Source organism: Actinacidiphila cocklensis, from assembly GCF_907177275.1.
GTDB lineage: Bacteria > Actinomycetota > Actinomycetes > Streptomycetales > Streptomycetaceae > Actinacidiphila > Actinacidiphila cocklensis.
Genome location: NZ_CAJSLV010000050.1, coordinates 40512 through 66629 on the forward strand (window position 1 = coordinate 40512; position 26118 = coordinate 66629).

23 protein-coding genes and 5 pseudogenes are annotated in these 26118 nt (G+C 69.9%); 20 read left to right on the plus strand and 8 right to left on the minus strand.

Translation table 11 applies throughout. From position 1 onward, the window contains the following. Positions 1 to 40 precede the first annotated feature (40 nt). The 5 genes from NFU81_RS13940 (at position 41) to NFU81_RS13960 (ending at position 6266) form a co-directional block, all read left to right on the plus strand. Entirely contained in the window at positions 41 to 997 is a 957-nt protein-coding gene (locus NFU81_RS13940; protein ID WP_251489458.1) for a carbohydrate ABC transporter permease, read from the plus strand. Continuing rightward, a complete protein-coding gene (locus NFU81_RS13945; protein ID WP_251489460.1) occupies positions 997 to 1911 on the plus strand; it encodes a carbohydrate ABC transporter permease in 915 nt (304 codons plus the stop codon). Before NFU81_RS13940 ends, NFU81_RS13945 begins: the two co-directional genes overlap by 1 nt. Then, a complete protein-coding gene (locus NFU81_RS13950; protein WP_251489463.1) occupies positions 1908 to 3275 on the plus strand; it encodes a glycoside hydrolase family 36 protein in 1368 nt (455 codons plus the stop codon). The genes NFU81_RS13945 and NFU81_RS13950 overlap by 4 nt, the downstream gene beginning before the upstream one ends. An 85-nt stretch (positions 3276 to 3360) precedes the next feature. Then, complete coding sequence (locus NFU81_RS13955; RefSeq protein WP_251489465.1) at positions 3361 to 4317, plus strand: acetylxylan esterase; 957 nt, start codon at positions 3361 to 3363, stop codon at positions 4315 to 4317. 107 nt (positions 4318 to 4424) lie between these two features. Continuing rightward, the gene (locus tag NFU81_RS13960) at positions 4425 to 6266 is read left to right on the plus strand and encodes a family 20 glycosylhydrolase (RefSeq protein WP_251489467.1); all 1842 of its coding nucleotides are present in this window, start codon (positions 4425 to 4427) and stop codon (positions 6264 to 6266) included. A gap of 161 nt (positions 6267 to 6427) precedes the next feature. Here NFU81_RS13960 and NFU81_RS13965 read toward each other — a convergent pair whose 3' ends face one another. Then, positions 6428 to 7075, minus strand: a complete 648-nt coding sequence (locus tag NFU81_RS13965; protein WP_251489469.1) for an MBL fold metallo-hydrolase — start codon at positions 7073 to 7075, stop codon at positions 6428 to 6430. A gap of 29 nt (positions 7076 to 7104) precedes the next feature. After that, positions 7105 to 7740, minus strand: a complete 636-nt coding sequence (locus tag NFU81_RS13970) for a hypothetical protein (RefSeq protein WP_251489471.1) — start codon at positions 7738 to 7740, stop codon at positions 7105 to 7107. 190 nt (positions 7741 to 7930) lie between these two features. Here NFU81_RS13970 and NFU81_RS13975 point away from each other — a divergent pair, with 190 nt between their 5' ends. The 3 genes and pseudogenes from NFU81_RS13975 to NFU81_RS13985 form a co-directional block, all read left to right on the plus strand. After that, on the plus strand, positions 7931 to 8281 hold the full coding sequence (locus NFU81_RS13975) for a hypothetical protein (protein WP_422665200.1): 351 nt from the start codon (positions 7931 to 7933) through the stop codon (positions 8279 to 8281). 746 nt (positions 8282 to 9027) lie between these two features. Beyond that, on the plus strand, positions 9028 to 9204 hold the full coding sequence (locus tag NFU81_RS13980) for a hypothetical protein (RefSeq protein ID WP_251489473.1): 177 nt from the start codon (positions 9028 to 9030) through the stop codon (positions 9202 to 9204). Further along, positions 9135 to 9611, plus strand: a pseudogene (locus NFU81_RS13985) (IS256 family transposase); the annotation flags it as partial. The gene NFU81_RS13980 and the pseudogene NFU81_RS13985, both read left to right, overlap by 70 nt. A 49-nt stretch (positions 9612 to 9660) precedes the next feature. Here the strand turns inward: NFU81_RS13985 and NFU81_RS13990 are convergent. Beyond that, complete coding sequence (locus NFU81_RS13990; RefSeq protein ID WP_308208284.1) at positions 9661 to 10956, minus strand: cell filamentation protein Fic; 1296 nt, start codon at positions 10954 to 10956, stop codon at positions 9661 to 9663. A gap of 216 nt (positions 10957 to 11172) precedes the next feature. Between NFU81_RS13990 and NFU81_RS13995 the strand changes: the two genes are divergently transcribed. After that, positions 11173 to 11514: a catalase family protein gene (locus tag NFU81_RS13995; protein ID WP_251489477.1), complete on the plus strand. Its 342-nt coding sequence runs from the start codon at positions 11173 to 11175 to the stop codon at positions 11512 to 11514. 401 nt (positions 11515 to 11915) lie between these two features. Then, positions 11916 to 15752, plus strand: coding sequence for a S8 family serine peptidase (locus NFU81_RS14000; RefSeq protein ID WP_251489479.1), 3837 nt, complete (start codon positions 11916 to 11918; stop codon positions 15750 to 15752). A 203-nt stretch (positions 15753 to 15955) separates the two neighbouring features. Here NFU81_RS14000 and NFU81_RS40825 read toward each other — a convergent pair whose 3' ends face one another. From NFU81_RS40825 to NFU81_RS14015, 3 genes and pseudogenes are all read right to left on the minus strand, one after another. Continuing rightward, the gene (locus NFU81_RS40825; protein ID WP_308208288.1) at positions 15956 to 16426 is read right to left on the minus strand and encodes a fluoride efflux transporter FluC; all 471 of its coding nucleotides are present in this window, start codon (positions 16424 to 16426) and stop codon (positions 15956 to 15958) included. A gap of 76 nt (positions 16427 to 16502) precedes the next feature. Continuing rightward, positions 16503 to 17330 (minus strand): alpha/beta fold hydrolase, encoded by an 828-nt coding sequence (locus tag NFU81_RS14010; RefSeq protein WP_251489481.1) that lies wholly within the window; start codon positions 17328 to 17330, stop codon positions 16503 to 16505. A 481-nt stretch (positions 17331 to 17811) separates the two neighbouring features. Next, positions 17812 to 18225, minus strand: a pseudogene (locus tag NFU81_RS14015) (SDR family NAD(P)-dependent oxidoreductase); the annotation flags it as partial. A gap of 75 nt (positions 18226 to 18300) precedes the next feature. Between NFU81_RS14015 and NFU81_RS14020 the strand changes: the two are divergent. Next, complete coding sequence (locus NFU81_RS14020; protein WP_251489483.1) at positions 18301 to 18561, plus strand: helicase associated domain-containing protein; 261 nt, start codon at positions 18301 to 18303, stop codon at positions 18559 to 18561. Positions 18562 to 18867: 306 nt separating this feature from the next. Here the strand turns inward: NFU81_RS14020 and NFU81_RS14025 are convergent. Continuing rightward, positions 18868 to 19047: pseudogene (locus tag NFU81_RS14025) on the minus strand (transposase); the annotation flags it as partial. Positions 19048 to 19098: 51 nt separating this feature from the next. On the opposite strand from NFU81_RS14025, the gene NFU81_RS14030 reads away from it, so the two are divergent. The 3 genes from NFU81_RS14030 to NFU81_RS14040 all read left to right on the plus strand — a co-directional run bounded on the left by NFU81_RS14030 (position 19099) and on the right by NFU81_RS14040 (position 20864). Next, positions 19099 to 19545: a hypothetical protein gene (locus NFU81_RS14030; protein ID WP_251489485.1), complete on the plus strand. Its 447-nt coding sequence runs from the start codon at positions 19099 to 19101 to the stop codon at positions 19543 to 19545. Positions 19546 to 19599: 54 nt separating this feature from the next. Next, on the plus strand, positions 19600 to 20034 hold the full coding sequence (locus NFU81_RS14035) for a hypothetical protein (protein WP_251489487.1): 435 nt from the start codon (positions 19600 to 19602) through the stop codon (positions 20032 to 20034). Positions 20035 to 20138: 104 nt separating this feature from the next. Next, complete coding sequence (locus NFU81_RS14040; RefSeq protein WP_251489489.1) at positions 20139 to 20864, plus strand: DUF2625 family protein; 726 nt, start codon at positions 20139 to 20141, stop codon at positions 20862 to 20864. Positions 20865 to 21596: 732 nt separating this feature from the next. On the opposite strand, the pseudogene NFU81_RS14045 reads toward NFU81_RS14040, so the two are convergent. Then, positions 21597 to 22070, minus strand: a pseudogene (locus NFU81_RS14045) (transposase); the annotation flags it as partial. 57 nt (positions 22071 to 22127) lie between these two features. Between NFU81_RS14045 and NFU81_RS14050 the strand changes: the two are divergent. From NFU81_RS14050 to NFU81_RS14075, 6 genes and pseudogenes are all read left to right on the plus strand, one after another. Next, the gene (locus NFU81_RS14050) at positions 22128 to 22859 is read left to right on the plus strand and encodes a phosphotransferase family protein (protein ID WP_251489490.1); all 732 of its coding nucleotides are present in this window, start codon (positions 22128 to 22130) and stop codon (positions 22857 to 22859) included. 180 nt (positions 22860 to 23039) lie between these two features. Beyond that, positions 23040 to 23546, plus strand: coding sequence for a DUF6233 domain-containing protein (locus NFU81_RS14055; RefSeq protein ID WP_251489491.1), 507 nt, complete (start codon positions 23040 to 23042; stop codon positions 23544 to 23546). Between the two features lie 565 nt (positions 23547 to 24111). After that, the gene (locus tag NFU81_RS14060; RefSeq protein WP_251489493.1) at positions 24112 to 24750 is read left to right on the plus strand and encodes a hypothetical protein; all 639 of its coding nucleotides are present in this window, start codon (positions 24112 to 24114) and stop codon (positions 24748 to 24750) included. After that, a complete protein-coding gene (locus tag NFU81_RS14065) occupies positions 24747 to 25418 on the plus strand; it encodes an HAD family hydrolase (RefSeq protein WP_251489495.1) in 672 nt (223 codons plus the stop codon). The genes NFU81_RS14060 and NFU81_RS14065 overlap by 4 nt, the downstream gene beginning before the upstream one ends. 5 nt (positions 25419 to 25423) lie before the next feature. Then, positions 25424 to 25570 carry a hypothetical protein gene (locus NFU81_RS14070; RefSeq protein ID WP_251489497.1) on the plus strand — a complete coding sequence of 49 codons (147 nt, stop codon included), beginning with the start codon at positions 25424 to 25426 and terminating at the stop codon, positions 25568 to 25570. Between the two features lie 58 nt (positions 25571 to 25628). Then, positions 25629 to 25802: pseudogene (locus NFU81_RS14075) on the plus strand (thioredoxin-disulfide reductase); the annotation flags it as partial. Positions 25803 to 26118 lie beyond the last annotated feature (316 nt).

Below are 26118 nucleotides of genomic sequence, written 5' to 3' on the forward strand. Positions count from 1 at the left end.
AATCCGTTCCAAGCCCGTTCCAAGCCACCGGAGCAGAGCCTTGACCATCAGCGGCATCAGACGCGCACCAGCCGTGGTCGGCGGTGAGACACCGAGCCCGCCACGCCACCAGAAGGCAGGAAGCCGCAGAACCGTTCTCCTCTTCCTGCTACCGGCCTTCGTCGTCTACACGGCCGTGTACATCGCGCCCGCTGTCGCATCGGTGGCCCTGAGCCTGTTCCGGTACAGCGGTACGGGCGACGATCCCAAGTACATCGGTCTGCGGAACTACCGTCAGGCGCTGCGCGACGAGGCGTTCCGCTCCTCGTTCGTCAACACCTTCAAGGTGCTGTTCTTCGTCGGCATCGCGGTGTTCGTGATGAGCTTCGTCCTCACCATGACGATGCGCGAGATGCGCGCCCGCGGCTTCGTACGCGCGGTGCTGTTCTTCCCGTTCCTCGTCAGCCCGGTGATCATCGCCATCGTCTGGGGCTTCATGCTCGACCCGACCCGGGGGCTGGTGAACACCACGCTCAACGAGGTCGGACTGGGCTCGTTCACGCAGGTCTGGCTGGGCCCCAAGCTCATCTTCCCGATGATGATGACGGGCATGGGGTGGATGTTCACCGGCTTCTTCGTCACCATCCTGATGGCCGGCGTGGAGCGCATACCGCCCTACTACTACGAGAGCGCCGACCTCGCCGGCGCCACACGGTGGCAGAAGTTCCGGCTGATCACGCTCCCGTTGTCCTGGGACGTCGTCGGCATCATGGCGGTGCTCTGGGTCATCAACGCCATGAAGACGTTCGAGTTCATCTACGCCTTCACCGGCGTCGGCACCCCGCCGTCGGCCACGAACTGGACCGCGGCGCTGTACGTCTACTACACCGGCTTCGCGAACACCGGGCAACCGGCGCTGGGCAGCGCCTGCGCCATGACGGTGATCATGCTGCTGATCATCGCGGTCCTCGTGGTGCTGATCCAGCGGCTGATGCGGCGCGAAAGGATCGAGTTCTGATGGCGACCGCGGTAGGACCAGCATCGGCCGCCTCCGGCGGCGTCCCCGCGCGGGCACCGCGTCGCAGGCGGCGTACCGTGCGCAGCACCCGGATCGGGCCGGCCTCGCTGCTCGGCCGTCTGATCACCTGGCTCTGGGTGCTGTTCAACCTCGCGATCTTCCTCTGGATGATCTTCGCCTCACTGAAGAACAGCGGGCAGGTCTTCAATTCGCCCTGGTCGCCGCCGACTCACCCGGAGTGGTCGAACTACAGCCGCGTGTGGAACAGTTCGGACCTCGCGCGGGCGTTCCTCAACTCGATCCTGCTGGTGGGGGGTTCGACCCTGGTCGTCCTCGTGCTGGCCTGCCCGGCGGCCTACGCCCTGAGCCGCTTCGTCTTCCGCGGCGGGCGGCTGCTGACCGTCTACTTCGTCATGGGCATGGGGATACCGGCCCAGACGATCGTGATTCCCGCGTACATCGGGCTCTCGCATCTGTCCATGGTGGACAGCCTGTTCGGTCTGGGACTGCTCTACGTCGGCGCTTCGCTGCCCTTCGCGGTCTTCCTGCTCACCGGGTTCTTCTCGACACTGCCCGGTGAACTCGAGGAGGCGGCGCAGATCGACGGGGCCGGCCGGCTCCGCACCTTCGTGCAGATCATGCTGCCGCTGGCGCAGCCCGGCGTGGTCACCGCCGGCATATTGACCGCGGTGGGCCTGTGGAGCGAGGCCTTCCTGTCGCTGGTGTTCATCAGCAGCAACACCAAGGACCCGCTCGGGCTATCGGTTCTGACGCTCTACGCGTCCATGCAGTACACGTCCAACTGGGGCGGCCTGTTCGCGGGCGTCTGCATCATGGTGCTCCCGGTGCTCGGAGCATACGTGTGGCTCGGCCGGCGCATCGTCTCCGGCCTCACGACTGGAGTGGGGAAATGAACGACACCTCCCATGGCACGGCCGGCCGGTTCTCACCGGTGGCGAGGGTCACGTGCGATCCGGAGGTCGCACGTGTCTACGAACACGGGTGGCAGTCGTGGAGCCCGTCGGGGATCTACCCCGGCAGCGGCACCTCGCCGCGGCCGACGTTCGAGAAGACCTATCTGAGCAACTGGCGCGGCGACGTTCCGCCGCCGGCCACCGGATTCCAGGGCGAGGGACTGCTCGCCGTCCAACCCGAGCCGGGTGCCCCGGTGACACTGGTGGCGTCACCCGATCCGCGCCACGAGGTCCCGTCGATACGTGTCTCGGCCGTCGCGGAAGGGCTGGAGATCACCGCGAACGGGCACGTCGAGACGCGCGTCGACAACGGCCCCAACGGCATCCCCGGCGCGATCGGCCGCTGGGCCAACGAACTGGTGGCGCAGCTCGGCCTGGCCGCCCCGAAGCCCGTCGGCCCCATGTGGTGCAGTTGGTACTGCTACTGGGACCAGGTCACCGACGCGCAGGTGCTCGACGACCTGGGGCGTTTCGAGCCCGCCGGCCTCGACGTGCGCATCGTCCAGATCGACGACGGCTACCAGGCCGAGATCGGGGACTGGCTGGAACCGCGTCCCGGCTTCGGCGACCTCGGGGTACTTGCCCGGCGCATCACGGACACGGGCCGGCACGCCGGTCTGTGGACTGCTCCGTTCCTCGCCGGGCACCGTAGCAGGCTGTGGCGGGACCACGAGGACTGGTTCCTGCGCGGCGTCGACGCCGGAAGCGGCTGGACGCAGGACCTCGCCGCCCTCGACCTGACGCATCCGGGCGCGCTGGAGTACCTCGACACGGTCTTCCGGTCGTTCCGCGACATGGGCTTCTCGTTCTACAAGCTCGACTTCCTCTACGCCGGAGCCCTGCCAGGGCCCCACCACGACGCCGACGTGACCCCCATCGAGGCCTACCGCCAGGGCCTGCGGACGGTACGCGCCGCGGTCGGTCCCGACGCGGTCCTGCTGGGGTGCGGTGCGCCGATCTTCCCCAGCCTCGGCCTGGTCGACATCATGCGGGTCAGTCCTGACACCGCCTCGGCGCTCGACCACCCCTCGGGCGACGGGTCCCTGCCATCCTCGCGCAACGCGCTGGCCACCGGCATGGCACGGGAGTGGCAGCACGGCCGCTTCTGGATCAACGATCCCGACTGCCTGCTCGTCGCCCCCAAGGTGGAGCAGCGGGAGCAGTGGGCACGCTGGATCGAGCAGTCGGCGGGACTGCGCAGCTCCAGCGACTCCATAGCGGAACTGGACGAATGGGGCCTGCGGACGACTCGGCGGCTGCTGTCGCCGTCCCTCCCCTCTGCCGTACCCGCCGACCTGCTGTGACACCCGCACCCCCCGGCACGTCCGCAAGGCGCCACCGTCAGGAACACGGCGCCGGCCCGCAACCACATGAGGGGAGGGCGCCTCGATGCCCCTGACCGATCTCCCGCTCCCGCAGCTCGCTGCCTACTCGTGCGCCACCCCGGAGCCGCCCGACTTCGACGCCTTCTGGAAGCGCACCCTTGCGGCGACCCGGCCGGAGGCGAGCTTCGAGCCGTACGAGACCCGGCTGCGCACCGTCACCGTGCAGGACGTGGCCCTCGCCGGCTTCGGGGGAAGCCGGGTCCGGGGGTGGCTGCTCGTGCCGGCCCACGCCGAGGGGCCGCTGCCGTGCGTGGTGGAGATACCCGGATACGGGGGCGGGCGCGGCCTACCGCACGACTCGCTCGTCTATTCGGCCGCCGGGTACGCCCACTTCATCATGGACCTGCGCGGCCAGGGTGCGCACTGGCTGGTCGGCGGCACGCCCGATCCCGACGCCTCGCCGGAGCCGCACTACCCCGGCTTCATGACCAGCGGCCTGGCCGACCCGGACGGCTACTACTACCGGCGGGTCATCACGGACGCGGTGTGCGCGGTACGTGCGATCGCCGGGCATCCGGCCGTCGACGCGGACCGCATCGCGCTGATGGGCGGCAGCGCCGGCGCCGGCGTGGCGCTGGCGGCGGCCGGGCTCGGGGCTCCCGTGCGCTGCCTGATCGCCGACGTGCCCTACCTCTGCGACATCCGGCGCGGCTGTGAACTTGCGACCGACGGCCCGTACCTGGAAGTGGTGGGATTCCTGCGCGCCCGGCGCGACCTGGTCGAGCAGGCCATGCGGACGCTCTCCTACGTCGACGGGGTGTTCTTCGCCCGGCGGGCCACCGTCCCGGCGCTGTTCAGTGCGGCGCTGATGGATCCGATCTGCCCGCCCTCGACGGCGTACGCGGCCTTCAACGCCTACGCCGGGCCCGCGGACATGAAGCTCTGGGAGTTCAACGGGCACGAAGGCGGCGAGGGGTTCCAGCAGCTGCGCCGGCTCGACTTCCTCACCGAGGCCCTGTGAGGAGTGACGGGTGCCGTAGGAGCAGGTGAGTGCCGACTTCCACAACCGTATGACACCACCCGTCGCAGATCAGCTGTGATGGCACGGACCACACAGAGGGGCATCAGATGACATTCGGAAACGTCGCGGACGAGGGCGCGCCCCTGGTCGTACCGGCGCTTCGGCAGTGGATCGCCCAGGACGGGGCGCTCGTGCTCGACGACGGCGCGCGCGTCGCCGTCACCGCGGAGACCGCGGACGAGGTGGCCCGCTACCGCTCCGAGCTGGTGCGGCTGACCGGGGCCGGACTCGCGGTGAGAACGGGCAGCGCGAAGCCGGCCCCGGGTGACATCTCGGTACGTGTCGAACCGCAACTGCCCGCGGAGGGCTACCTCTTCCGGATCAGCGACGGGGTGGACATCGCCGGCGGCGACCTCGCCGGGGTCGCCTACGGGTTGCAGACCCTCATCCAGCTGCTCCGGCGCTCGCCCGAGCTCCCGAAGGGCCACACCCTCGACTACCCGACCCAGCGCGTGCGGGGCGCGATGCTGGACCTCGGACGCCGCTACTGGTCTCCCGACTACCTCCGCGAGCTGCTCGACGACCTCGAATGGCGGCGCTTCAACCGGCTGCACCTCCACCTGACGGACTGGAACGCAGTACGGGTGCACGTGGACTCGCCCGAGTACCGCCATGTCGCCGCGGAGCAGTCGTACGACCTTGCCGAACTCCATGAGATCGTCGCGCTGGGACGCGCCCACCACATCGACGTGATCCCCGAGATCGACCTGCCCTCGCACGCGACCGCGTTCGTCCGCGCGAATCCCGCGCTGGCCTTCCCGGCCGACGAGCACACCATGAACTCCTCCGAGTTCGGCGAGTCGCCCGCCGACGAGGGCTGGACCGTCGACATCACCCGGGCGAGCAACCGCAGATGGCTCAACGGGTTCGTCAGGGCGGTCGCCGACGGCCTCGACTCCCCCAGCGTGCACATCGGCGGCGACGAGTGGCAGGACGGCGAGATCCTGGAGGCCTCCTCCACCCTTCTCGGCCACGCCCGCCACCTCGACCCCGGTTACCACGCCGTCGACGGACTGCTGGACTACCTGGAGGAGGTGCGCAGGCTGCTGGCGGCGGACGGCCGGGACACCGAGATCTGGAGTTGGTGGGAGGGCACCAGCCCGCGCACCACGAGCCCGTCGCGGGACATGGTCATCCTCGCCTGGTCGCAGACGGAGCACGAGATCGACTGGTTCCTGCACTCCGGGTACCGCGTCATCTCGACCCCGTTCGAGAGCCACTACATCACCCCGCTCGGGTATCCGGGCTACCCGCACAGCGACGACCACCGGGCGCGCTGCGCCGACCCGCGCTGGCTGTACGAGCAGTGGGAGCCGCGGCGCCACCCGCTGCTCCTCGGCTACCAGTACTGCGTCTGGGCGGACATGAGCGGCGACGTCGACGACGCGTACTTCGAGTGGTACTCGGTGCGGACCAGGCAGGTGCTCGCCGACCGGTTGTGGGGCGGCGCGCGGCAGCGCAGCGTCGACGAGTTCCTGGACCTCGTCGACGAGATCGGCCACTCGCCACTGGGCGACCGGCGCGGCGCCACCAGGGTCGCCGATCGCGGATCGGTCGTGAGCTTCGCCGAACCGCTCGTGCTCACCGACCTCCGCTTCCGCCCCTCGCCTCCCGCTGGCGGCTGGGTGACCCCCTACGAGAGCAACGGTGTGTGGTCGGGCGGTTCGCTCGAACGGCTGGAGCAGTTGCGCGGGGCCAGGGTGGAGGTGTGCCACACCTCCGACGGCCAGTGGCAGCACGCCCTCGACCTGCCGCTGCTACCTTTCGGCTCCTGGAACGCCGCCGCGCTGCCCGAGCCGGCCAAGGTCGCCGCGGCACGGCTCGTCGGCAGTGACGGTACGCCGCTGCCGGCCTCGGTCGTCGACGTCGAGTGGCTCGTCGAGCGCTGAGAGCTGCCGCCCCCTGCGCTGACGTGGGCGAGGGCCGGCGGCATCGTCGGGCACTCCCGACGCCCCCAGCGTCACGCGACGACCCGTCCCCACACGGTGAGGGACATAACAGACAACCAGCCGCACAAGGCGATTCCGTCACGCCGCTGAAGAATCGAGGTCTACGCCTTCGCTCGGCCGTCATGGGCCGAGTACAGGCGGTAGGCCGTCACCCCGTTGAGGCGGTGCAGGTTGCGGCACAGGCCCAGCATGCGTTCCCGGGCGATGTCCCCGGGGCCCGGGTATTCGGCCATCACCCGGGCAAGGGCCGGGTCGAGACCCTCGGCCCAGAGGTTGGTGCATGCGGTCTCCGTCTCGGTGAGTGAGCGGCCCGCCGCGACCGCGGTCTCGACCTCCTCGTGGAGCCGTTCGAGGTAGCCGATGAGGGTGTCGATCGCGGCGTGACCATCACCCATCGGTCCGTGGCCCGGCACGATCGTCCGCAGTTGCGGCAACGACTCCTTCATGCGACGCAGTGAGGTGACGTAAGGCCGGGGCTCGCCCTGCAGCAGCATGTGCGCGATGCCCGCATGGCAGAGGAAGTTGCCGGTCCAGGCGGTGCCCGTTCCGGAATCGTAGACGACGGTGTCACCGGGACCCTTTCCCGGGCCGAAGTGCCGCAACTGCACGGTCCGGCCGCCCAGATCGATCTCGGCGAAGGTGTCGAACACCACGTCAGGTGTGCGCCAGTGGGTTACGGCGTCGAACGCCTTCTCGTCGCCGTACATGTTGCCGGACATGATTGCCTTTTCGTAGCGGAGGTCGGCCATGTTCTCCTTGTTGGCCCGGGAGGACACGATCACCGTCTCGGCGGGGAAGCCAAGTTCCCGAAGGTGTGGTCACCGTGGTAAGTCATGCTCACGAGGTAGCGCAGCGGCCGGTCCGTCAACTCTGCGACGAACCGTTGTATCCGGTGGGAGACGTCCGGGGCCTGCGCGGCATTCCTCGAGCGGCGAGGCTGATCTTCGAGAGGCCGAATCAGAAGGTCGCGCCAATGGACTGTCCGCCGCAATTGACGGCGCTCGTCGGCGGCCGAGTGCCCGCGACCCGCCCTGGTCCCGCCGAACACGCCAGTGGGCGCGGCGGCGACCGCGCGCCGGGCGCGGACCAGTCCGGCGCCCTCCGTGGTCGTGCTGCTCTGCTCGGACATCGCTGCCTCCCCTTCGTCACCCCAGCCGGCTGCCGGCCGGGCTGGTACCACCATCGGCGGGCAGGGGTGGCGCGTCATTGCCGGTGCGGCGCCGGAGCATTGCGGGTCGCCCGCAATGCTCCCGCCCATGCCGTTCGCGCCCTGCCCGGCCGCGGGCTCCTCAGCTACGGTGAGCCGCTGACGCCTCCTGGAGGTGCGCCCATGCCCACGATCACCCGTGCGCGCCGCGCGGCCATCGCCACGCAGGCCGCCCAGATCCGACGGCGCTGCCAGCAGCAGCACCACACCACCGAGCGCACCGTCACCGCGATCCGCGCCGCGCTGCCCGAGGTGACCGCGTTGGAGGCATGGCGGCTGACGCTGGTTTGGTCCCGCGTCGCGCGGCCTGCCCTACCTGGCGCCGGGCGTCATCTGGGACGGCGACTATCTGGGCAAGTGGCGGTGGCGGCAGCAGGAGCCCAGCACCTGGAGGCAGTTGTCGACCGAGCAGCAGGAGCGGCTGACCAAGCTGGGCATGCAGCCCCCTGCGATCCCATCGCCCGCCCCGGCAGCCGGGGCGCGGCGAAGGGAGCGGGCAAAGGGGCGCAGGCGTTCCAGCGGGGTCTGGCAGCCCTCGCGCAGTGGGTGGGAAGGCGCCGACCGGCCCGTACCGAGAACGCACAGCGAACAGATCACCGTCGACAGCGAGACCGAGCCGGTGACCGTGAAGCTGGGCGTATGGATTTCCAACACCAAGCAGCGCCGCGACAAACTCACCGCCCTCGCCGCGCTGGGCATCGGCTGGGCGGCCGCCACCCCGGCCGGGGCGGCTGGGGACAGCCGCTGACCGCTCCCCCGAGCACGAAGCCCCGGGCTTGCTGCCCGGGGCTTCGTGCTGTGTCTTGGCCGCTGTGGGACGCCGGCGGCACAACTGCCCTGTCCCCGAGCGTCAGGGCGCCACACGGGCGTACAGCGGCTGTGCTGGGGTGCCCGGGGATTGCGGCCGCGCCCCTTGCCGCACAGCCCCGTCGCGGCGGCCGGCACACCGGACGCCGGGACACCGACCACCCACGCCCTCACCCCGAAATCCCGCCCCACACGCGCCCGCCCTGCCTTTCCTGGCGGGCGCGAAGGGGTGAGATAGAGGGGAAGTCGGCATGCTTGTTTGGCACACCCGGCATCACAACCCCAGGTCAGGACCGGTTTCCAGGACGGCCCGGCGAATCGGTCCGCACGGTCCCTCGCACGCTGTCTTGCACGATCCCTTGAACGGCCTCTTGCACGCTCTCTTGCCGTCGGTCTCCTGACCTCTCACAGCGAAGGTTGAGCGATTTCAGCGAAGTGAGCGACTCGGGTCACGTCTGGTGGGCCTGGGGGTCTCGGCGAGAACCTTCCGTAACCACCCGCTACGGCCAGCCCGCGAGGCGCCTTGCGATCTCGGCCACCTATCCGTCGAGGTTGCGTCCTTGGAAGTGGTGTAGCGGGTTGGACCTGATCCGGGGGTTTGTCCCGGCGTCCGGGTTGGTGCCCGCATAGAGAGACGGCCACCGGCCGATCTTCGAAGTGTCTAAAGCCTCGAAGGAGATCAGCACGATGACCGCACCTGACAGTCTGCCCCTGCACGCCCTCACCGAGGACAACCTCGCTTCGGCGAGTCCGGATCTGCTGCGCGCGATGGTCAAGACGTTCACCGACGCGTTGAGCTGCGGACCGGCAGCTACTTCCCGGCCTGGCTGCTGGAACGCCGCCGCCGGGCCGAACAGGCCCTGATCAGCGTCGTCGCGACGGCCTACCTCCTCGGCGTCAGCACCCGCCGGGTGGAGAAACTCGCTCAGTCCCTCGGCATGACACAGCTGAGTAAGTCGCAGGTCAGCGCGATGGCCAAGCACCTGGACGACCAGGTCACGGCCTTCCGCAACCGCCGGCTGGACGCCGGCCCGTATGCGTTCGTCTGGGTCGACGCCCTCACCCAGAAGGTCCGCGAACAGGGCCGAATCACAGGCGTCCACGCCCTGGTCGCGGTCGGGGTCAACGCCGACGGCCACCGCGAGATCCTCGGCATCGACGTCGCGACCGCAGAAGACGGCGCCGGCTGGCTGGCGTTCCTGCGATCTCTGACCGCCCGCGGCCTGAGCGGAGTCCAACTCGTCGTCTCCGACGCCCACACCGGGGTACGGCACGTCCATCACGACCGGGTGGCCGATACTCCGGTCGCCCCACCGAGCCTCACCCGGCCGCCTCAGCGGCTTCGCTCCTGGCCTGGCTGATGTAGAACGCGATGGTGCCGGCGAGGCTGCTGCCCTCACCCGCGACGTCGGCGTAGACCGTGATTTTCCGGAGCAGGCCCACGCCCGCGAGCCCGACGCCCTCGCGGGCCAGGACGAACAGCAGGGTGAGGAGGGCGCAGCGGGCGTTGCCGTCGTCGAAGGGGTGGAAGAAGCAGACGTCGAGGTAGGCCCGGGCGGCCCGCGCCGTCAGTGGGAGGGCTCCGGGCGCGTCGGGTGCGCTTTCGGCCAGGCATGCGTCGAGCCGTGCCCGGGTGTCCGGGCCGATGCCGTACCGCTCCCGGCCGCCCTTGGCGAAGGCCGGGAGCGTGCGGAAGGCGGGCGGGTGCGGGGTGCCGAGGACGTGCTGCTGCCACCTTGCGAGAAGGCCGGTGTCGAGATGGGCGCCGGACGCCGCGTCGGCCCGCAGGAGGTCGAGGGCGGCGAGCAGGCCCTCGGCACGGGCTGGGTCGATGCGGGCGTCGAAGTCGCGGAAGTTCTCCGCAGCGCCGTCGCGTGCCGGGGTGACGGGGCCGCCCGGGCCGCCGTCCGGCACGTCCGCCCAGCGCTCGGCCGCACGGACCTGAAGCCAGCGCGCCAGATGGTCGGGCAGCGGATCGGCGGCGGGCGTGGCGGCGTCCTGCGGGCGCAGCGGCGCGGTCAGCCGACCGGCGATCTCGTCGGCGGTCGCCGGGTCGGGGCTGCACCAACTGCGGAAGCGGCCGCCGACGGCCTCCTTGACCAGGCGGGCCGCGTGCGGTTCCGGTATCCCCCACCGGGTGAGGTACCAGCCCAGCACCTGCCTGCAGTGCGCGTACCAGCCGCTGGCGCCTTCGGTGCGGTCGCCGACCTGGAGGATCAGGGCGCTCGCGGTGCGCTCCCACAAGATGCGCTGGTCGTCGATGTCGGCGAGTTGCAGAGGGTACGCCTCGAAGCGCCAGGCCAGGTTCTCCAACCAGTCCCGCCACTCACGCAGGGCCTCGGCGACCGCGTCGAGGGTCTCGTCCGGATCGTCACGGATCGAGTGGCAAGCGTGGCACCAACCGGCAACGGGGCCGCCATCGAACTCGGACTCCCCGATACCCCACTGCCAGCCGACGACCCAGTCGCCGTAGTGCTGAGCGAGACCGTAGGTGACAGCGTCGGCCCAGGTGCCGGCCTCCTTCCGCCAGGCGTGGATCGCCGGGTCCAGCGGGTGCAGGTGCGGGTTGATCGGTACGTTTCGGGCGGCCGGCAGGGACCGTACGACGTCGTCCACACCGGCACTGTCGAAAGGGTGACCGGCGGGGTCCACATCGTCCCAGCTCAACAGGCAGGGCGACCAGGGGTGCAGCACGCCCGCCAGTGTCCGCGGCAACCAGCCCGTGCGGCAACCGGTTTCGCGGCGAGGTTCGCACCGTAGGAGTGGAGGTTTGGGGCTCGCACGGAATGACCGGGGACGTCCCTTCACCGGCAGGGTCCTCCCACGTGGGACGTGTGTGGACGAGGACGCCGAGCCGACCTCGCCGTCCGGCTGACCAACTCGCCGGTGCGCTTCTGCCTGCACATCCAGAAGTACGTCAGCGAGCGGCAGACACCGATCGAGGACGGTGCAGTGGAGTGGAAGGAGAGCGACTCTCCCTGGCTCGGCGTGGCGACCCTGACGATCCCCGCCCAGGACATCCTCGGCCCGCAGGGCCGGGCCACCCGCGACCGCATCGACACCCTCGCGTTCAACCCCTGGCACGCTCCGGCGGATTTCCGCCCGCTCGGCAACCTCAACCGCGCGCGCCGCAGCGTCTACGAGGCCAGCGCCAGGGAGTGGCACGCGCGGTGAGGCCGCGCGGGGCCCAGCCTGACCGAACCGCATGGCCGGGTGCGGGGACCGGGCCGCACGCGGCATGGACTGCCCGCGTTCCCTCAGCATCCGCCACCGCGGATCAGACACGGTAGACGGTCAGGCAGGGCACGCTCCGCAAACGGCGCACTCCAAGTCTCCGGAGGCTCTACCGTCCCCGCGGTCGGCCCCGCGGGCAGGGCCGAGTCCGCTGAGACTCCAGGTCTTGATCGATTATCCCTTCCGCCGCACGCCTGCCCGGTCAGGACGCCCGGCCTGAAAAGCGGCGCGGTTACAGGCAGTTCAAGATCTTGTGATGTTCCGGCTTTACGTTCTGATCGCAAACGCCGCTCACCAACTCTGGAGACAACGTGGAGCTCCCGTTCACCCGAAGATCCGCTGTGTTGATCGGGGCTGTCTTCGTCGCCACGCTGATCACCCCTGTGCAGGCCCAGGGCGCCCCCCCGCCGATACCGCCGGCGGCGACGCCGACCGCAGCCGACGGCCCGCGCCGTGCGCCTGTCACCGTGACGCTGATCACCGGCGACAAAGTGACGGTGACTCCGGGATCAAGCGGATCAGCCCTCTCGGTGGATGCCGTCAAGCGCGGACCGGGCGCCACCGGTTCGGTACGCACCTCCATCGAGGACGGGGACACCTATGTGTACCCCGACCAGGCCATGCCCCTCATCGCGACCGGCCGCCTCGACAAGCAGCTCTTCGACGTCACCCAGCTGATGGCCCAGGGCTACGACGACGCGCACAGCAGCGAACTCCCCCTGATCGTCACGCACACGAAGGACTCGGCCACCGTCAGATCCGACGCCGCCAAGGGCCCGGTCGCCCAGCCGCCCAGCCGCGACCTGCCGGGAGCCGAGACCACGCTGAGCCTTCCGTCCGTCCACGGAGAGGCGGTTCGAGCCCACCGGTCGAAGGCCGCCGCCTTCTGGTCCGCCCTCACCGGCAACGAACGGCAGAAATCCAAGCCGTTGACGACGCGGACCGGTGAAGTCCCTGACGCCGCGACGTCCTTCGCGGACGGTGTCGACAAGGTGTGGCTCGACGGCAAGGCGCAGGCGACGCTCGCCGACAGCACCGCCCAGATCGGCGCTCCCGCGGCCTGGGCCGCGGGGGGTACGGGGGCCGGGGTCCGGGTCGCGGTACTGGACACCGGGGTGGACCCCACCCACCCGGACCTGGTGAACCGCGTCGTGGCGTCGAAGAACTTCGTCCCCGGTACGGACATCATCGACCGGGCCGGCCATGGAACCCACACCGCCTCCACCGTCGCCGGTACCGGCGCCGCCTCCGACGGCAAGGAGCGGGGAGTGGCCCCCGACGCCGATCTGGTGGTGGGCAAGGTCCTCGGCGACGACGGGTCGGGAGCGATGTCGGGGATCATCGAGGGCATGGAGTGGGCGGCGCGGACCGAGCACGCCAGGGTGATCAACATGAGCCTGGGCACTCCGGTCTGGCGCACCCAGGACGACCCGCTGAGCCAGGCGGTGAACCAGCTGAGCGCCGAGACGGGCGCGCTCTTCGTCATCGCCGCGGGCAACACGGGCAACAGCCCCTACAGCGTGACCGCACCGGGAACCGCCGATGCCGCGCTCACCGTCGGCGCGGTGGACTCATCCGACCACCTCGCCGACTTCTCCGCCGCCGGGCCGCGCATGGACGACGACGGCCTCAAGCCGGACCTGACCGCTCCCGGCGTGGACATCCTGGCGGCACGCTCGCAGTACATGAACGACGGAGGCGACGGCTACTACCGCTCGGACAGCGGCACTTCCATGGCGGCGCCCCACGTCGCCGGGGCAGCGGTCCTGCTGGCCCAGAAGCACCCCGACTGGACCGGGCAGCAGATCAAGGACGCGCTGATGAGCACCAGCGTGCCGACCCCCGGCTACAGCCCCTACCAGGCCGGCAGCGGCCGGCTGAACGTGGCCGCCGCCTACGACCTGGACCAGGTCTTCGCGACCGGATCGGTGGATGCGGGGCTCGTTCCCTGGTCGACCGACCCGCAGCGGAAGCAGATCACCCGGCAGATCACGTACACCAACACCTCGGACACGTCGATCACGCTGGATCTGTCGACCACCCACGAAGCCTCGCCCGCAGGGGTGTTCACGCCGGCCGCCGACAGCGCCACCGTACCGGCGCACGGATCCTCCACGGTCGACATCGTGGTGGACCCGAACGGGCTGGCCCCTGGCCAGTACGCCGCCCAGGTCACCGCGCGCTCCGCCGCCGGTGAAGTGCACACAGCCGTGGGGGTCTCCGTCGAATCGGAGAAGTACGACCTCACCATCCACCTGAAGGACCAGGCCGGCCAGCCGTTGAGCGGTGACGTCGAGATCACGGGCGCCGACGGGAGGACCACCGACAAGTGGGTCCAGGACGGGACGCTCACCAGCCGATGGGCACCCGGCTCGTACACAGCGGTGGCCACGGTGGAGGTGCCGGGTCTGCACGGACCCCACTCCCTCGGATTCGCGCTGCTGACCGTTCCCGAATTCGACCTGACGGCCGACCGGGACATCGATCTCGACGCCTCGGGGGTACGCCAGGTGAAGGTGGCGACACCCAAGCCGACGAGCATCTCCACCACCAGGATCGACGTCTACCGCTCCTTCACCTCCACCACGCCCACACCCAGTGACCAGCAGGCCCTGCACGAGAACTTCTGGCCCTCGGCCGCCTACGACAGCCTGTGGGCCCTCCCCACCAGGGGCAAGGTGACCAAGGGCAGCTTCGTCTTCACCACGCGGATCCGTGCCGTGCAGACTCCGCTGAAGATCGCGTACGGCGGGCACAGCCTCGATGACGCCCTGGTGGTGCAGCCAGGTACCCCGCTGCTGCCGGACGGCACGAAACGCCTGGACGCCGTCTTCGCGGGCAGTGGCTCGCCGGCCGACTACGCCGGCCTGTCCGCCGGCGGCAAGGCGGTGGTCGTACGGGCCGGCGACACCGTATTCCCCACGGATCAGGCAGCCGCGGCGCACGCCGCCGGTGCGGCAATGCTCCTGGTGGTCAACGACGGCGACGGCCGGGGAGTCGACTGGTACGGCAACCCCGACGGCCAGACGACCGGGCAGATCCCGGTCGCCTCGGTCACCACGGACGAGGGAGAAGCACTGATCAAGACGATCACCGCCGCCGCAAGCGGCCGGGTAGCGCTGGCGGTCGAGGCCCATCCCGCACCGAAGTACCTGTACGACCTCGCCGACTACCACCAGGGAGGGGTGCCGAAGGACCCCTCGCCCGCAACGGATCCCCACAGTCTCGCCCGGATTGATCTCGACTTCACCCCGCCCCACGGTGAGCAGATCCTCGAGAGCCGCGAGGACAGCCCGCCGTACGAATACGGGCCGGCCGCCAACCCGCACGCCGTGTACGGGATGGTGCGGGTCGCACGGTTCCCGCTGGAACCGGTCACCCCGGGCCGGCGGACCGACTGGGTCTCGGCCTCACCCGACGTCAAGTGGCAGCAGTACGCCGACATCGACGGCTGGAGGTCCAACACCGACGTGCAGACCTACCAGCGGGGCAGCGTGCAGAAGGACCGCTGGTTCGGCCCCATCACACGGCCGCGCCTGACCAGTGCCGAGATCCCGTTCCGCGGCGGGAGCGGCATGAGCCTGTTCACGACGGGAGCCGCCGGCGACGGAGGATCCGCACACAACGGCTATGCCACCTTGATGCCGGGGACGTTCTCGCTCTACCAGGGCGGCAACCTGCTGGCGCAACGCAGAACCCAAGATGCGCCCACACTCGACGTCTGGGGCCTGGAACCGCAGAAACTCCCCTACCGACTCGTCGTCGATACCAGCGCCGACACCGGATTCGGCCCTTACTCCACCACCACCCACACCGAATGGACCTTCACCTCCGGCGCCCCCGAGGAGGCGGCCGAGGCCGTCCCACTGGTCCAGCTGGACTACGGAACCGACCTGGACCAAGCCGGGCGGGCGCGCCGGACCTCGGACTTCTCCATCACGCCCCAGGTTCTCGGCAGTGACTCGGCTCGGGACGCGGTCTCCTCGGTCAAACTCGAGGTCTCCTACGATGACGGGGTCTCCTGGCAGCGGCAGGACCTGAGGGAGAAGAAAGGCACCTGGAAGGCATCGCTGAACGCCCCGCGCTGGGCCGGCTACGTGTCCATCCGGGTCACCGCCAAGCAGCACAACGGCGGCGGCATCTCCCAGAGCATCATCCGGGCCTACGGCCTGCGATGACACCGCGAGGGGCCGGTGCACACACGAGCACCGGCCCCTCCGCGCGGTCCCACGAAGGGACCGTCCTGAACGTTGCGTACGCAGCGCCGCCGGGGGTGAACGTGCGGCGGCGGACGACGAGGCCGGGGCCGGCACACCTGCCCAGTCGCGTGCGGGGGAGGCGATCGCGGCGCCCGGCACCAGCCAGCCCCAGTCCGGGGCGGTCACGACGGTGGCATGCCCGGCCGGTCGAGCAGCAGCCGCGCCGTCAGCGCCCGCCCGCCCCCGCAAGCGGCAAGCGCTCCCGCGACCGTCGCGACCGCGTACAGCAGACCGGTGGTGACGTGCCCGTGGCCGATCAGGCGCTGGGTGCCGGTGGCGAAGGTGGAGAATGTGGTGAAGCCGCCGAGGCCGCCGCTTCCCAGCACTGGGCCGCCCCACACCGGCGCCCGGGGCAGCCCGTGCAGCGCGGCCATGAGCATGCCCACAGCAGCACAACCTGCAAACTGGGGGTGCGCGAAAAGCCGCGGAACAGCGCTCTGCGAGCCGGCGCGGGAACCGCTACCCCCGCTACAGCGGCTGCCTCGGCCGTCGACGAGCTGCCTTCCTTGGCGGGGATGGTCCGGATGTCGCAGCTCCCGGGCCGGCGGTACGGCCAGAACGGTGGCAGCCGGGCTCGTCAGCGGGCCGGGCAGCCGACGAGCCCGGCTGCCCGGAAGAGGGGCTGCGTCGGGCCCAGCGCAGTGACGGTGTCAGGCCCGGTTATGAAGGTCAGCTCGCGAGGAATTCCAGGAGGTCCTTGTGGAACATCTCCTTGAACGGCGCGACCGCCATCAGGCCGTGCGGCGCGCCCGGGTACACCTTCAGCACGGAGTCCTTGACGAGGTTCACAGACTTCTCGCCGGCCGCGACGATGGGCACGATCTGGTCGTCGTCGCCGTGGATGATCAGCGTGGGGACGGAGACGCGCTTGAGGTCCTCGGTCAGGTCGGTCTCCGAGAACGCCTTCACGCAGTCGTACGCCCCCTTGATGCCGACCGTCATGCTCCACAGCCAGAACATGTCCCGAACGCCCTCGGACACCTTGTTGCCGTCGCGGTTGGCCCCGTAGAAGGACTCACTGAGGTCCTGGTAGAACTGCGACCGGTCGGTGAGGACGCCCTTGCGGATCCCGTCGAACACCTCCAGGGGCAGGCCCTCGGGGTTGCTCTCGGTCTTCAGCATCAACGGCGGGATCGCGCTGAGCATCAGCAGCTTGGACACCCGCGGTGCCCCGCGCCCCGCGGCGCACCGCGCCACCTCGCCGCCACCGGTGGAGTGGCCGACGAGCACCACGTCGTTGAGGTCCAGGTGCTCCAGCAGCTGCGCCAGGTCGTCGGCGTAGGTGTCGAGGTCGTTGCCGTCCCACGTCTGGTCCGAGCGACCGCCGCCCCTGCGATCGTGCGCGATGGCACGGTAGCCGTGGTCGGCCACGAGTTTCAGCTGGTCGTCCCAGGCGTCGGCGTTCAGCGGCCAGCCGTGGCTGAAGACGACTGGACGGCCGCTCCCCCAGTCCTTGTAGAAGATCTCCGTGCCGTCAGAGGTGGTGAAGGTTGCCATGAGTGAATCCGTCCTCTGGTGCGCGTGGTGGGAAAGAGGGTCCGGGCTCCCGACGACGGTGCTCGCTTGCCGCGGCCGCCGGGTTCTATCGCGCCGCAATGCCCGTGCCGGGCATGCCTCCATACCGAGACGGCGCTGGGACCTCACATACAGACCCTGCCCTGCCAGCCTGCACGGTGGTCGGGAATTCCGCATCCGTAGGGCAGGGCACCACGCCCGCAGTCATCCGCTGGGCTGGAGGTATGACCAATCCGGATCGAAGCTGCCGCCAGTCTCCTGCAGCGTCTTTCACTCCGCTCCGGACTGTGCCCCGGACTCCGCACGGCAAAGGGGAAAGTCCATGCCCGACCAGCCAGGCGAGTGGACGCAGGCGACCACCACGAGGCGATTGAGCGGTCCTGTGACACGAACTGCTGCCGGGTGTCGAGTAGCGGGCGTGTCGTGAGAGGTCGCGCGCGGACCGACACCCCGGCAGTCGGTGTCAGCGAAACCGACCTGCCCTGAGCCAACCAGCGACGACAGCGACCGTGGTGCGGGCGCCATCGACGTCGAGCACGATGCCGTGCACGAACGAGGACTCATCACTCGCCAGACACGCAGCAGCGCTCGCGATCTCGTCAGGGGTACCCATCCTGCCAGCAGGTGTGCCCTTCATCATGATCTCGGCCGGGTGGGCCTCTCCCGGAACTGGCGTGAACACCACTCCCGGGGAGATCGCGTTCACCCGCACGCCCCGCGGTCCGAACTCCGCCGCCCAAGCCCGGGTCAGCGTCTCCACTGCGCCCTTGGCCGAACTGCAGAGCGCACCAACCGGAAGGCCCAGGTCCGCGGCTCAGGAGCCCCGGTTGATGATCGCCCCGCCGCCGGCCTCCACCACGGCGGGCGCGATCACCGCTTCCGCCTTGACATCGAAGTGAGACTCAGCAGCTGGGACCAACTGCAGCCCGCACAGCAGTGGATGCTCGAGCGCATGCTCCACCTCACCCCGATGGAGCCCGGCGAGGACCCGCCAGCACCCCGCACACAAGCCGACGAATGGGCAGCCAACCTGCGGGCCGCCAGGGAATACCACAACCGTCACGGGCACCTCCAGGTCCCGCGCAAGCACACCGAGACCGTCGGCGGCATCGACCACAAGCTCGGCATGTTCCTCGACAACGCCCGCAGACGCGCCACCAAACTCACCCCCGAGCGGCGCGCGGAACTCGACGCCCTCGGCATCCGCTGGTAGCGGCACGCCGAATGGCCGGGCACGGACCTCCCCGACGGTGGTCCGCGCCCGGCCGGCTTTGGACGTGAGTTGGGGAGCGTTTACGAGGGAGCGGAGCCCTCGCTGCCGGGTTCGCCGCCGACGTCAGCCGCCGCTGAGCCCCCCGTAGGACCGGCGGCACGCGCTGCGAGGACGAACGTCCCCGGCGACTCGGACACCGAGATCAACCTGATCACTTCTAGTTACTGATTGAATACACATTGTAGCCAGTCGTGATGAGCACGACACCCAGGAACGAGTAGAGGACCCTCATGCGACATGTGTTCACCAAGGCAGTCCGTACTCGACGCGGATGTCCCGCCACGGAACTCCGGTCCGGACACGGAATCGTAAGCCCTCGATCAGCTGCCGCCGTGGCCAGACGGGTGGCCGCCCCGCCCTGGCACCCTTCGGCAACAGCGGTTCCAGCACCGCCCATTGCTCGTCCGTGAGATCTCCCCAACCCATGAACCGTGATCATTCACGGCCCCAAGATCCACTTTCGACACACGGCCTAGAGTGGACAAGACCCGCGCCACCGCGCACGGCCGCGACGAGATCCGCCGGGTCAAGACCGCCACTGCCACCCGCGGCCTGGACTTCCCCCACGCTGCTCAGGCCGTGCAGCTCGTGCGCCGCCGCCGGACCGTCAACACCGACAAGGTCACCCTGGAACGCGTCTACGCGGTCACCGACCTTGCCGCCCACCAGGCCGACGCTCCCGAGATCGCCCACCACGTGCGCGAACACCGGGGCATCGAGAACAAGATCCGCCACGTGCGCCACACCACCTTCACCGAGGACGCCTCGCGTGTGCGCACCGGGACCGCACCCCGGGCCATGGCCACGCTGCGCAACCTGGCCATCGACGCCCTCCGCCTCACAGGCTACGACAACATCGCCGCCCGCCTGCGTAAACACAGCCGAGCTGCCACCCGACCCCTGACGACCCTCGACATCACCTGATCCGACCCGACAGATCCCCTGAACGACGCCGCCCCGGGCTGACACGATCCAGACATGGGAAACATCTACGACTACTACGCGGCCATCGACGACACGCAAGCCCTTGCGCTGTTCGAAGACGACTGCATGGGCGACCCATTCGGCACAACCGGCCTCAAAGGGGCAGACCCCTATCTGCTCCTCCTCACCGTCGAAGCCCACCTGACAGGAGTCTCCAAGGAGCAAGTGGAAGCTGACCCCCGCTTCTGCGAACTGCTCAACGACCCCGAACACGACGGGCCCTGGCTCGTCTCGCTTACGGACACCCTCCGTGACGCTCTCGCAGCGGCTACCCCGGAGCGCCTGCTGGAAACCGCCACCGCATGGACCCATACGGAAGACGGTGGCGGGCAGGACCCAGGGCTCCCGGCCGACTTCCTCGGACGCCTCGCCGAACTCGCCCGCGACGCCGGGCCACGACGACGCCTGTATTGCGGCATGCACCTGTAGGGAACTTTGACCACGACGCGGGCGCGCTCTGGCGCCGAGTCCTTCGAGGCTCTTGGGACTGGCCTGGCGGTCGAGGGCAAGGGGGTTAATGCGATCATCCTGGGATGCGAGAGATCGACGAACTGACCGAGGTGGACGATCCGGCGTGGCCCCAGCTTCAGGGTGAGCTCACTGCGAGTTCCGTGCCTGCGCAGGTGCTTCGCACCGACGGCGACGAGGGGCGTCGATGCCTCTTGCAGATGCAGGTCACCGCGCGGTCGACGCTTGGTGCTCTCGTGCTGAACACTGGCGGATTGCTCGTGGACGACGGGTGGGTGCGCGTGTTCGGCGGAGGCTCAGCAGTTGGCGGAAGTCTCCCGAGCATGGGGCAGGTCAACGGATTTCCCGCGGCCTTCGATCCCGCTTGGCATCCAGCGGCTGGTCTCGTCGTCGGCCACGACGTCGTGGGTGGGGTCTTCACGCTGAACGGTCATGATCCTGCGGCGGTGGGCCGCCCAGGGGCACCCGGGCAGATGACCTACTTCGCTCCGGACACGCTCGCGTGGGAAGCGTTGGAGATGGGGCACTCCGCATGGGTTTCCTGGCTGCTCTCGGGCCGCCTGGAGACGTTCTATGACGGGCTGCGATGGCCCGGTTGGCGCGAGGAAGCCGCGGCCCTGGTTCCCTCGCAGGGGATCACGGTCTATCCGTTCCTGTGGTCCAAGGAGGCCCATGCAGATCTCGCTGCCACCAGTCGACGGGCGGTGCCAATGCGCGAGGTCCTCGGGGTGGCAGTTGATTTTGCCAAGCGGATGGGCCCGGACGATCCCGGATTCATCGGCGAGGTGTGAGCTGCCTCGGTCATACCGCCGAGGTTCTGCCAGATCCTGGCCAGCGCGATCAGCATTCGATGACACCAACTCGTGTCCCCCAAGGTTCAATGACGCACAGTCAGATCGCGGCGACTCCGGGCAAGGGTAACTGCGGCCGTCCGGTGCCAGTGATTCCTCAGGTGGTTGTCAAGCCGTTCGGTCAGACGCAAGGGGTTCAGCCAGCCCGCGTTTCACGCGTCTCGATCGTCGTAGCGACTGATCGGCCTTGCAGTCCGGCGGCGAGGAACTCCATCTCGACCAGGGTGCCGACCATGCCCGTCTCTTTGAGTGTGGCGGCCGCTGCGCGTGCCTGATGCAGGGACAGGTGGAGGACCTCGCGCAGGACTCGCAGGACCGGGACGAGATTCGGTTCGTTGTCTGCAAGTCGAAGCCGAGCGGGGCCATGCTCCGCGAGCAGGGCGTTCCGGATCCCCTCGGGAGTTGCTCCGCCTGTGTCCTGCTCACACCACCCGATCGGGCAGGTCCCACATGCTGCTTCGGTGCCCCACCACAACTTCCCGTGATCGATGTACTGGCCTACGTCGCGTATGAGCACGCCGCCGCAACCTTCGCATCGTGCCGCGACCTTCACTCCTTGAGTGATCACTGGGCTCCTCGCTATGGACGCCGATCAGGGGATCCTTCCGTAATCGTGGCACGCAGTCGACCGTGTTCTCGCTGGACTGGGAGACCGGCAGCAGGTCAGATCCGTCACGCTGCAGGTGGCTCCGGCGGTATGAGCTCGTAGCAGCGTTGGTCGCGGAGGAGTGCCAGATGATGTTGACGTGGCGGCGGGCCAGGACGGGACGGCCCGGGCGTGGCGTTTGCCTTCGGCGCGTTTGCGGCCGTAGAAGCACCGTGATTCCTCGCAGCCGCGGATGCTGATCAGGGCGGAGGTGTAGAGCACCCGTTGGAGGCGTCGGTTGTCGGTTGCGGCCGGTGGAGATTGCCGCTGATCTTGCCTGAGTCGCGGGCTGCGGATGCGACGCCGCCGAAGCCGGCGAGCCGGTCGGGGGGTTCCGAAGGCGTCCATGTCGCCGCCGGTGGCGGCCAGAAACCCGGCCCCGAGGATGGTGCCCAGCCCAGGCCCGGCAGGCTTGCGCGGATCTCGGTGTGGCCGTGCTCGCGGAATCGGGCGCCGATGAGCTTGTCCATCTCAGCGATCTGCTGGTTGAGCGCTACCACCCGGCTGTCCGGGTCGGCTGAGCGCTCGGTGCACGAACAGGGCATGAGGATGTAGCCATGGAGAACGAAGTGCCGTTGTCCGGCGGACGCATCACCCCCGGCGTGGTCAGGGTCGGCCGCACCGTCCGGCGACCGGTCACCGCGTCGTCGGTGTTCGTCGCCGAGCTGCTTGGTGACCTCCACCGGCAGGGCTTCACCGGCGCTCCGCGTCACCTTGGATTCGACACGGCCGGTCGCGAGATCCTCAGCTACCTCCCCGGCCGGGTGCCCGCCCGCTTCCAGCGCTGGACCGACCTCCAGGTGGCCGCCGCCGGCTCCCTGCTCAGCGCCTTCCACGACGCCACCCGCCGCAGCCGCCTGGCTGGTCGGCATCCCGTGGTCTGCCACCACGACCCGGGGCCGAACAACACAGTCTTCGCTGACGACGTCCCGGTCGCCTTCATCGACTTCGACACCGCCGCCCCCGGAGATCCCCTCGAAGACCTCGGCTACATGGCATGGACCTGGTGCATCTCCTCCAAACCCGACGCACCGACCGCCACCGTCCAAGCCGCACAGGTACGCGTCCTCGCCGACGCATACGGGCTCGACGCCGCCTCCCGCTCCCGCCTCGTCGATGCCGCGCTCGACCGCCAGACCCGCAACGCCCTGTGGTGGCGCAGCCACCTCGCGCACCCGTCCCCGCGCGTCGCCGACGACCGCGACATCACAGGTCGCATCCGGTGGTCCGAGCGTGAGCACGCCTACACCTCGGCCAACCGCACGACCTTCGACACAGCCCTGTACTGACAAGACATCGCCCGCCCGATCCTCCGACCTGCGCGATCAAACTTCGATGACACAAACCCGCGTTCGTCAAAGTTCGATGGCACGCGGTCAAGGCCCGGTGGCACGGGACACCAGCCGGGCGCAGTGGGGCGCCGCGTTCCACTCGTGGAATCGAACAGAGAATCGAACTAAGGTGGAGGGGTGAGCGACGGCCAGGTCCCAGAACAGCCCCCGCAGCCGGCAGCGCTGCCGCAGGCCGACGGGCCACTGGTCGACGTGACCCTCCCGGACGGGCAGCACCTGCTCGCGGTGGTGAAAAGCCGCCGCAGGGAACCCGATAACTCTTGGTGGTACGACCTGCAGATCCACCTGCCCAGCCAAGGCAGCGAACGGGGCCGGCTCCGGGTCCTGCCCGCCGCGGTCGACTTCCGCGCCCCTGCGGCCCTGTGCGAACCGATCGACGGCCAGCCCTACGACCAGGTGCCCACCGAGCGGCCCGGCATCACCCCGGCCTGGAAGGTCGAAGAGAGGATGTACTCCGGACCCCAGCACGGCCCGGCCCGCATCGTCCACCGCGGCAACTGCAACGCGGCCCGCGACCTCGCCCGCCCCGCCAGCACCGCCCAGGCACGCGCCACCCTCGATCGCGACGACGCCGCACCCTGCCCGACGTGCCGACCTGACCGGCCGCTGCGCGCGGTTGCGTAGCCGCGGCCGGGTCGCGGGGGTGCCAGCCGGTCCCTCCTCCGCAGCCAGCCCCGGCGGGGTCAGCATGGTGGTGGCCTTCACCGGTACGGGTGTGGCCGCCTGCCGGGCCGTTTCCGTGGGCGGCCCTCGGGGCAGCCTGGCGTGGTGCACGACGTGATCTTGGATGACGGCAGTCATGAAGAACGAGTTGGCACCCTTGCGGTTGCTCCGCCAGGCGGGCGCGGTGTTCCAGGGCCGGGGCAGTGGGATGGGGCCGTCGACGGGGCTGCACATGCTCTGGGGCGCGCGGTGAGTTCGCTGTCGAGACCCAGGCCGGCGGCGGAGAATGGTGCAGCCCGGCGCAGCCGCGGATCCTCGAGAACGCCGTCGTGGCCTGTTCCCTGAAGAGGATGGAGCAGGCCCGGGCGGCGCGCGAGCGGGTGTTGTACTGGCTGGAGGGGCTCGTCCGCAGCAGCACGACGCATTCACCGCTGCAGCCGACCGGTGGGTGGCCGAGCTGCACCGTGCGCCTGCACCTGCAGCCTTCCCCGCTGCGCCATCCCAGGACGGGCCCCATGCGCGGCGGGTGCTGTACCTCGACGCACTGGCGTGCGCGACCGGCGCTTCCGGCGCGGACGCCCGCCGCCTGTTGGAGCGGACCCGGGCCGTGCTGGGGGCAGACCGCGGACACGGGATCAAACCGTGGCAGCGATCGATACTGCTCGCCTTCGAGGCCATCGCCTGCTCCGCGCTTCGCCTGCCCGTGCCCGCATCCACCCTGCCCGAGCTGGAGCTGGCGCAGGGTCCGGACGGGTCGTTCTTCGGGATGCCCCTGGTCACGGGCATAGTGCATCTCGCGCTGCGGATCGTGGCGCCCGGCCATCAGGTGACCCTCAGGCGCTGCGACAGCCTGCTCGCCGCGCAGCACCCGGACGGTACGTGGCGCTTTTTGACCAGCCAGGTCTGGGACACCGGGCTGATGGTCCGAGCGCTGCGCGGGCACCCCGCCTTCGAGGCGGCCGCCCTGCCCGCCGCCGTGGACTTCCTCGCCTCGGCTCAACGCCCCGACGGCGGCTGGGCCTGCGCAGCGCTCCTCGACTCCGACAACGACACCACCGGCAACACCCTCCTGACGATCACCGCCACCCAGGTCCACGCCCTGGCCGCACGAGGACTGCGCGACGCCCTGGCCGCCGCCCGACACCCACCTGCGGAGGGGTTGTGACCGAGCCGCCCGCCGGCACCCGCGACTTTCTGGCCGCCGCCCAGCCCGCTGCCTGCATCTTCGACTTCGACGGCACCCTGGTCGACACCAGCACCATCAACACCGACGCCGCCCGCGCCACCCTGGCCTCCCTCGGCCTAACCGTCCCCGAACCCTGGCTGCGCCAGGCGCCGCTGGCCGACCTCACCGCCCTACGAGACCGCCTGAAAGCCGACCTGGACCTGACGCTGCCCTGCACGGACGAGGAGTTCGTCAGCAGTGCCCGAGCACAATGGCTCACCCGCACCGGCCTGCTCCGTCCCGTCGCCCGCGTGACAGCACTCGCACGCCATCTGGCGTCCGTGCCCATACCCATGGCCGTGGCCTCGGCCAACGACGGCGCGGTCGTACGGGCCGGCCTCACCGCCGCAGGCCTGTCCGGCCTCTTCGCCACCATCGTCGCCCGCGAACACGTCACCCGCCTCAGACCAGCCCCCGACGCCTACCTGCTGGCCACCACGAAACTGGCCACCGCACCCCACCACTGCCTGGCCTTCGAGAACACCGACGACGGCATCACCGCCGCACACACAGCCGGCGTCCCCGTGATCGACGTACGCAACACCACCTGGACCATCCACCAACCACCCACCACAACGACAACACCCACACCCACCGCGTCCTACTGAGGGCCTTGTCACCGACCGAACAGCAGACCGACGGGCCGCTGGCCGACGTCGCGCTCCCTGACGGGCAGCGCCTCTTCGCCGTGGTCAAGGGCCGCCAGACATCGCGGGAATCCGCGCCGGGCCGTAAACAGGAAACCGGCGAGGACCCGTAGGTGGCACGCCAGGACAGGGGGATGCGAGTGCTGCGGTGGCGGGGGCGAAGACGGTGGAGGCGAGGAGGCCGCCGGCGACGTCGTCGACCACACCTACCGCCAGGCCATCACCGCTACCGGAACCGGCTGCGCTGCCGCCCTCGACACCGAGCGCCACCTCGCCTCGCTCGCCGACCAGACACCGGCCACCGTGCCCGGCCAGGAAGATCCGGTACTCGCCGCCACCCTCTGAACCCTGCGCGCGCAGCCGCGAGGTGTGGCCGGCCCGATCGCGGGCACGCGAACTGTTGGCCCCCAAGGGGGTCAACGTCCCCTCGGGGACTGGCGGTGCTGCCGCCCGGCAAGCGCCCGGCCGTCAACCCCCCCGGCGGCCGGGCGCCCCCTTGCCGCAACGATGCGCTCAGCCAGCAGCCGGTTCGTTGCCCGCACCGAACAACGGCACGTCACCCGGCGCCACGTCAGTCCGCAGTCGCAACCACCGCACCGGATGCCGCTACCGGCCCGCCGGATCCAGCACACGTCCGCGGCCACCTCCGCCATCAGCACCG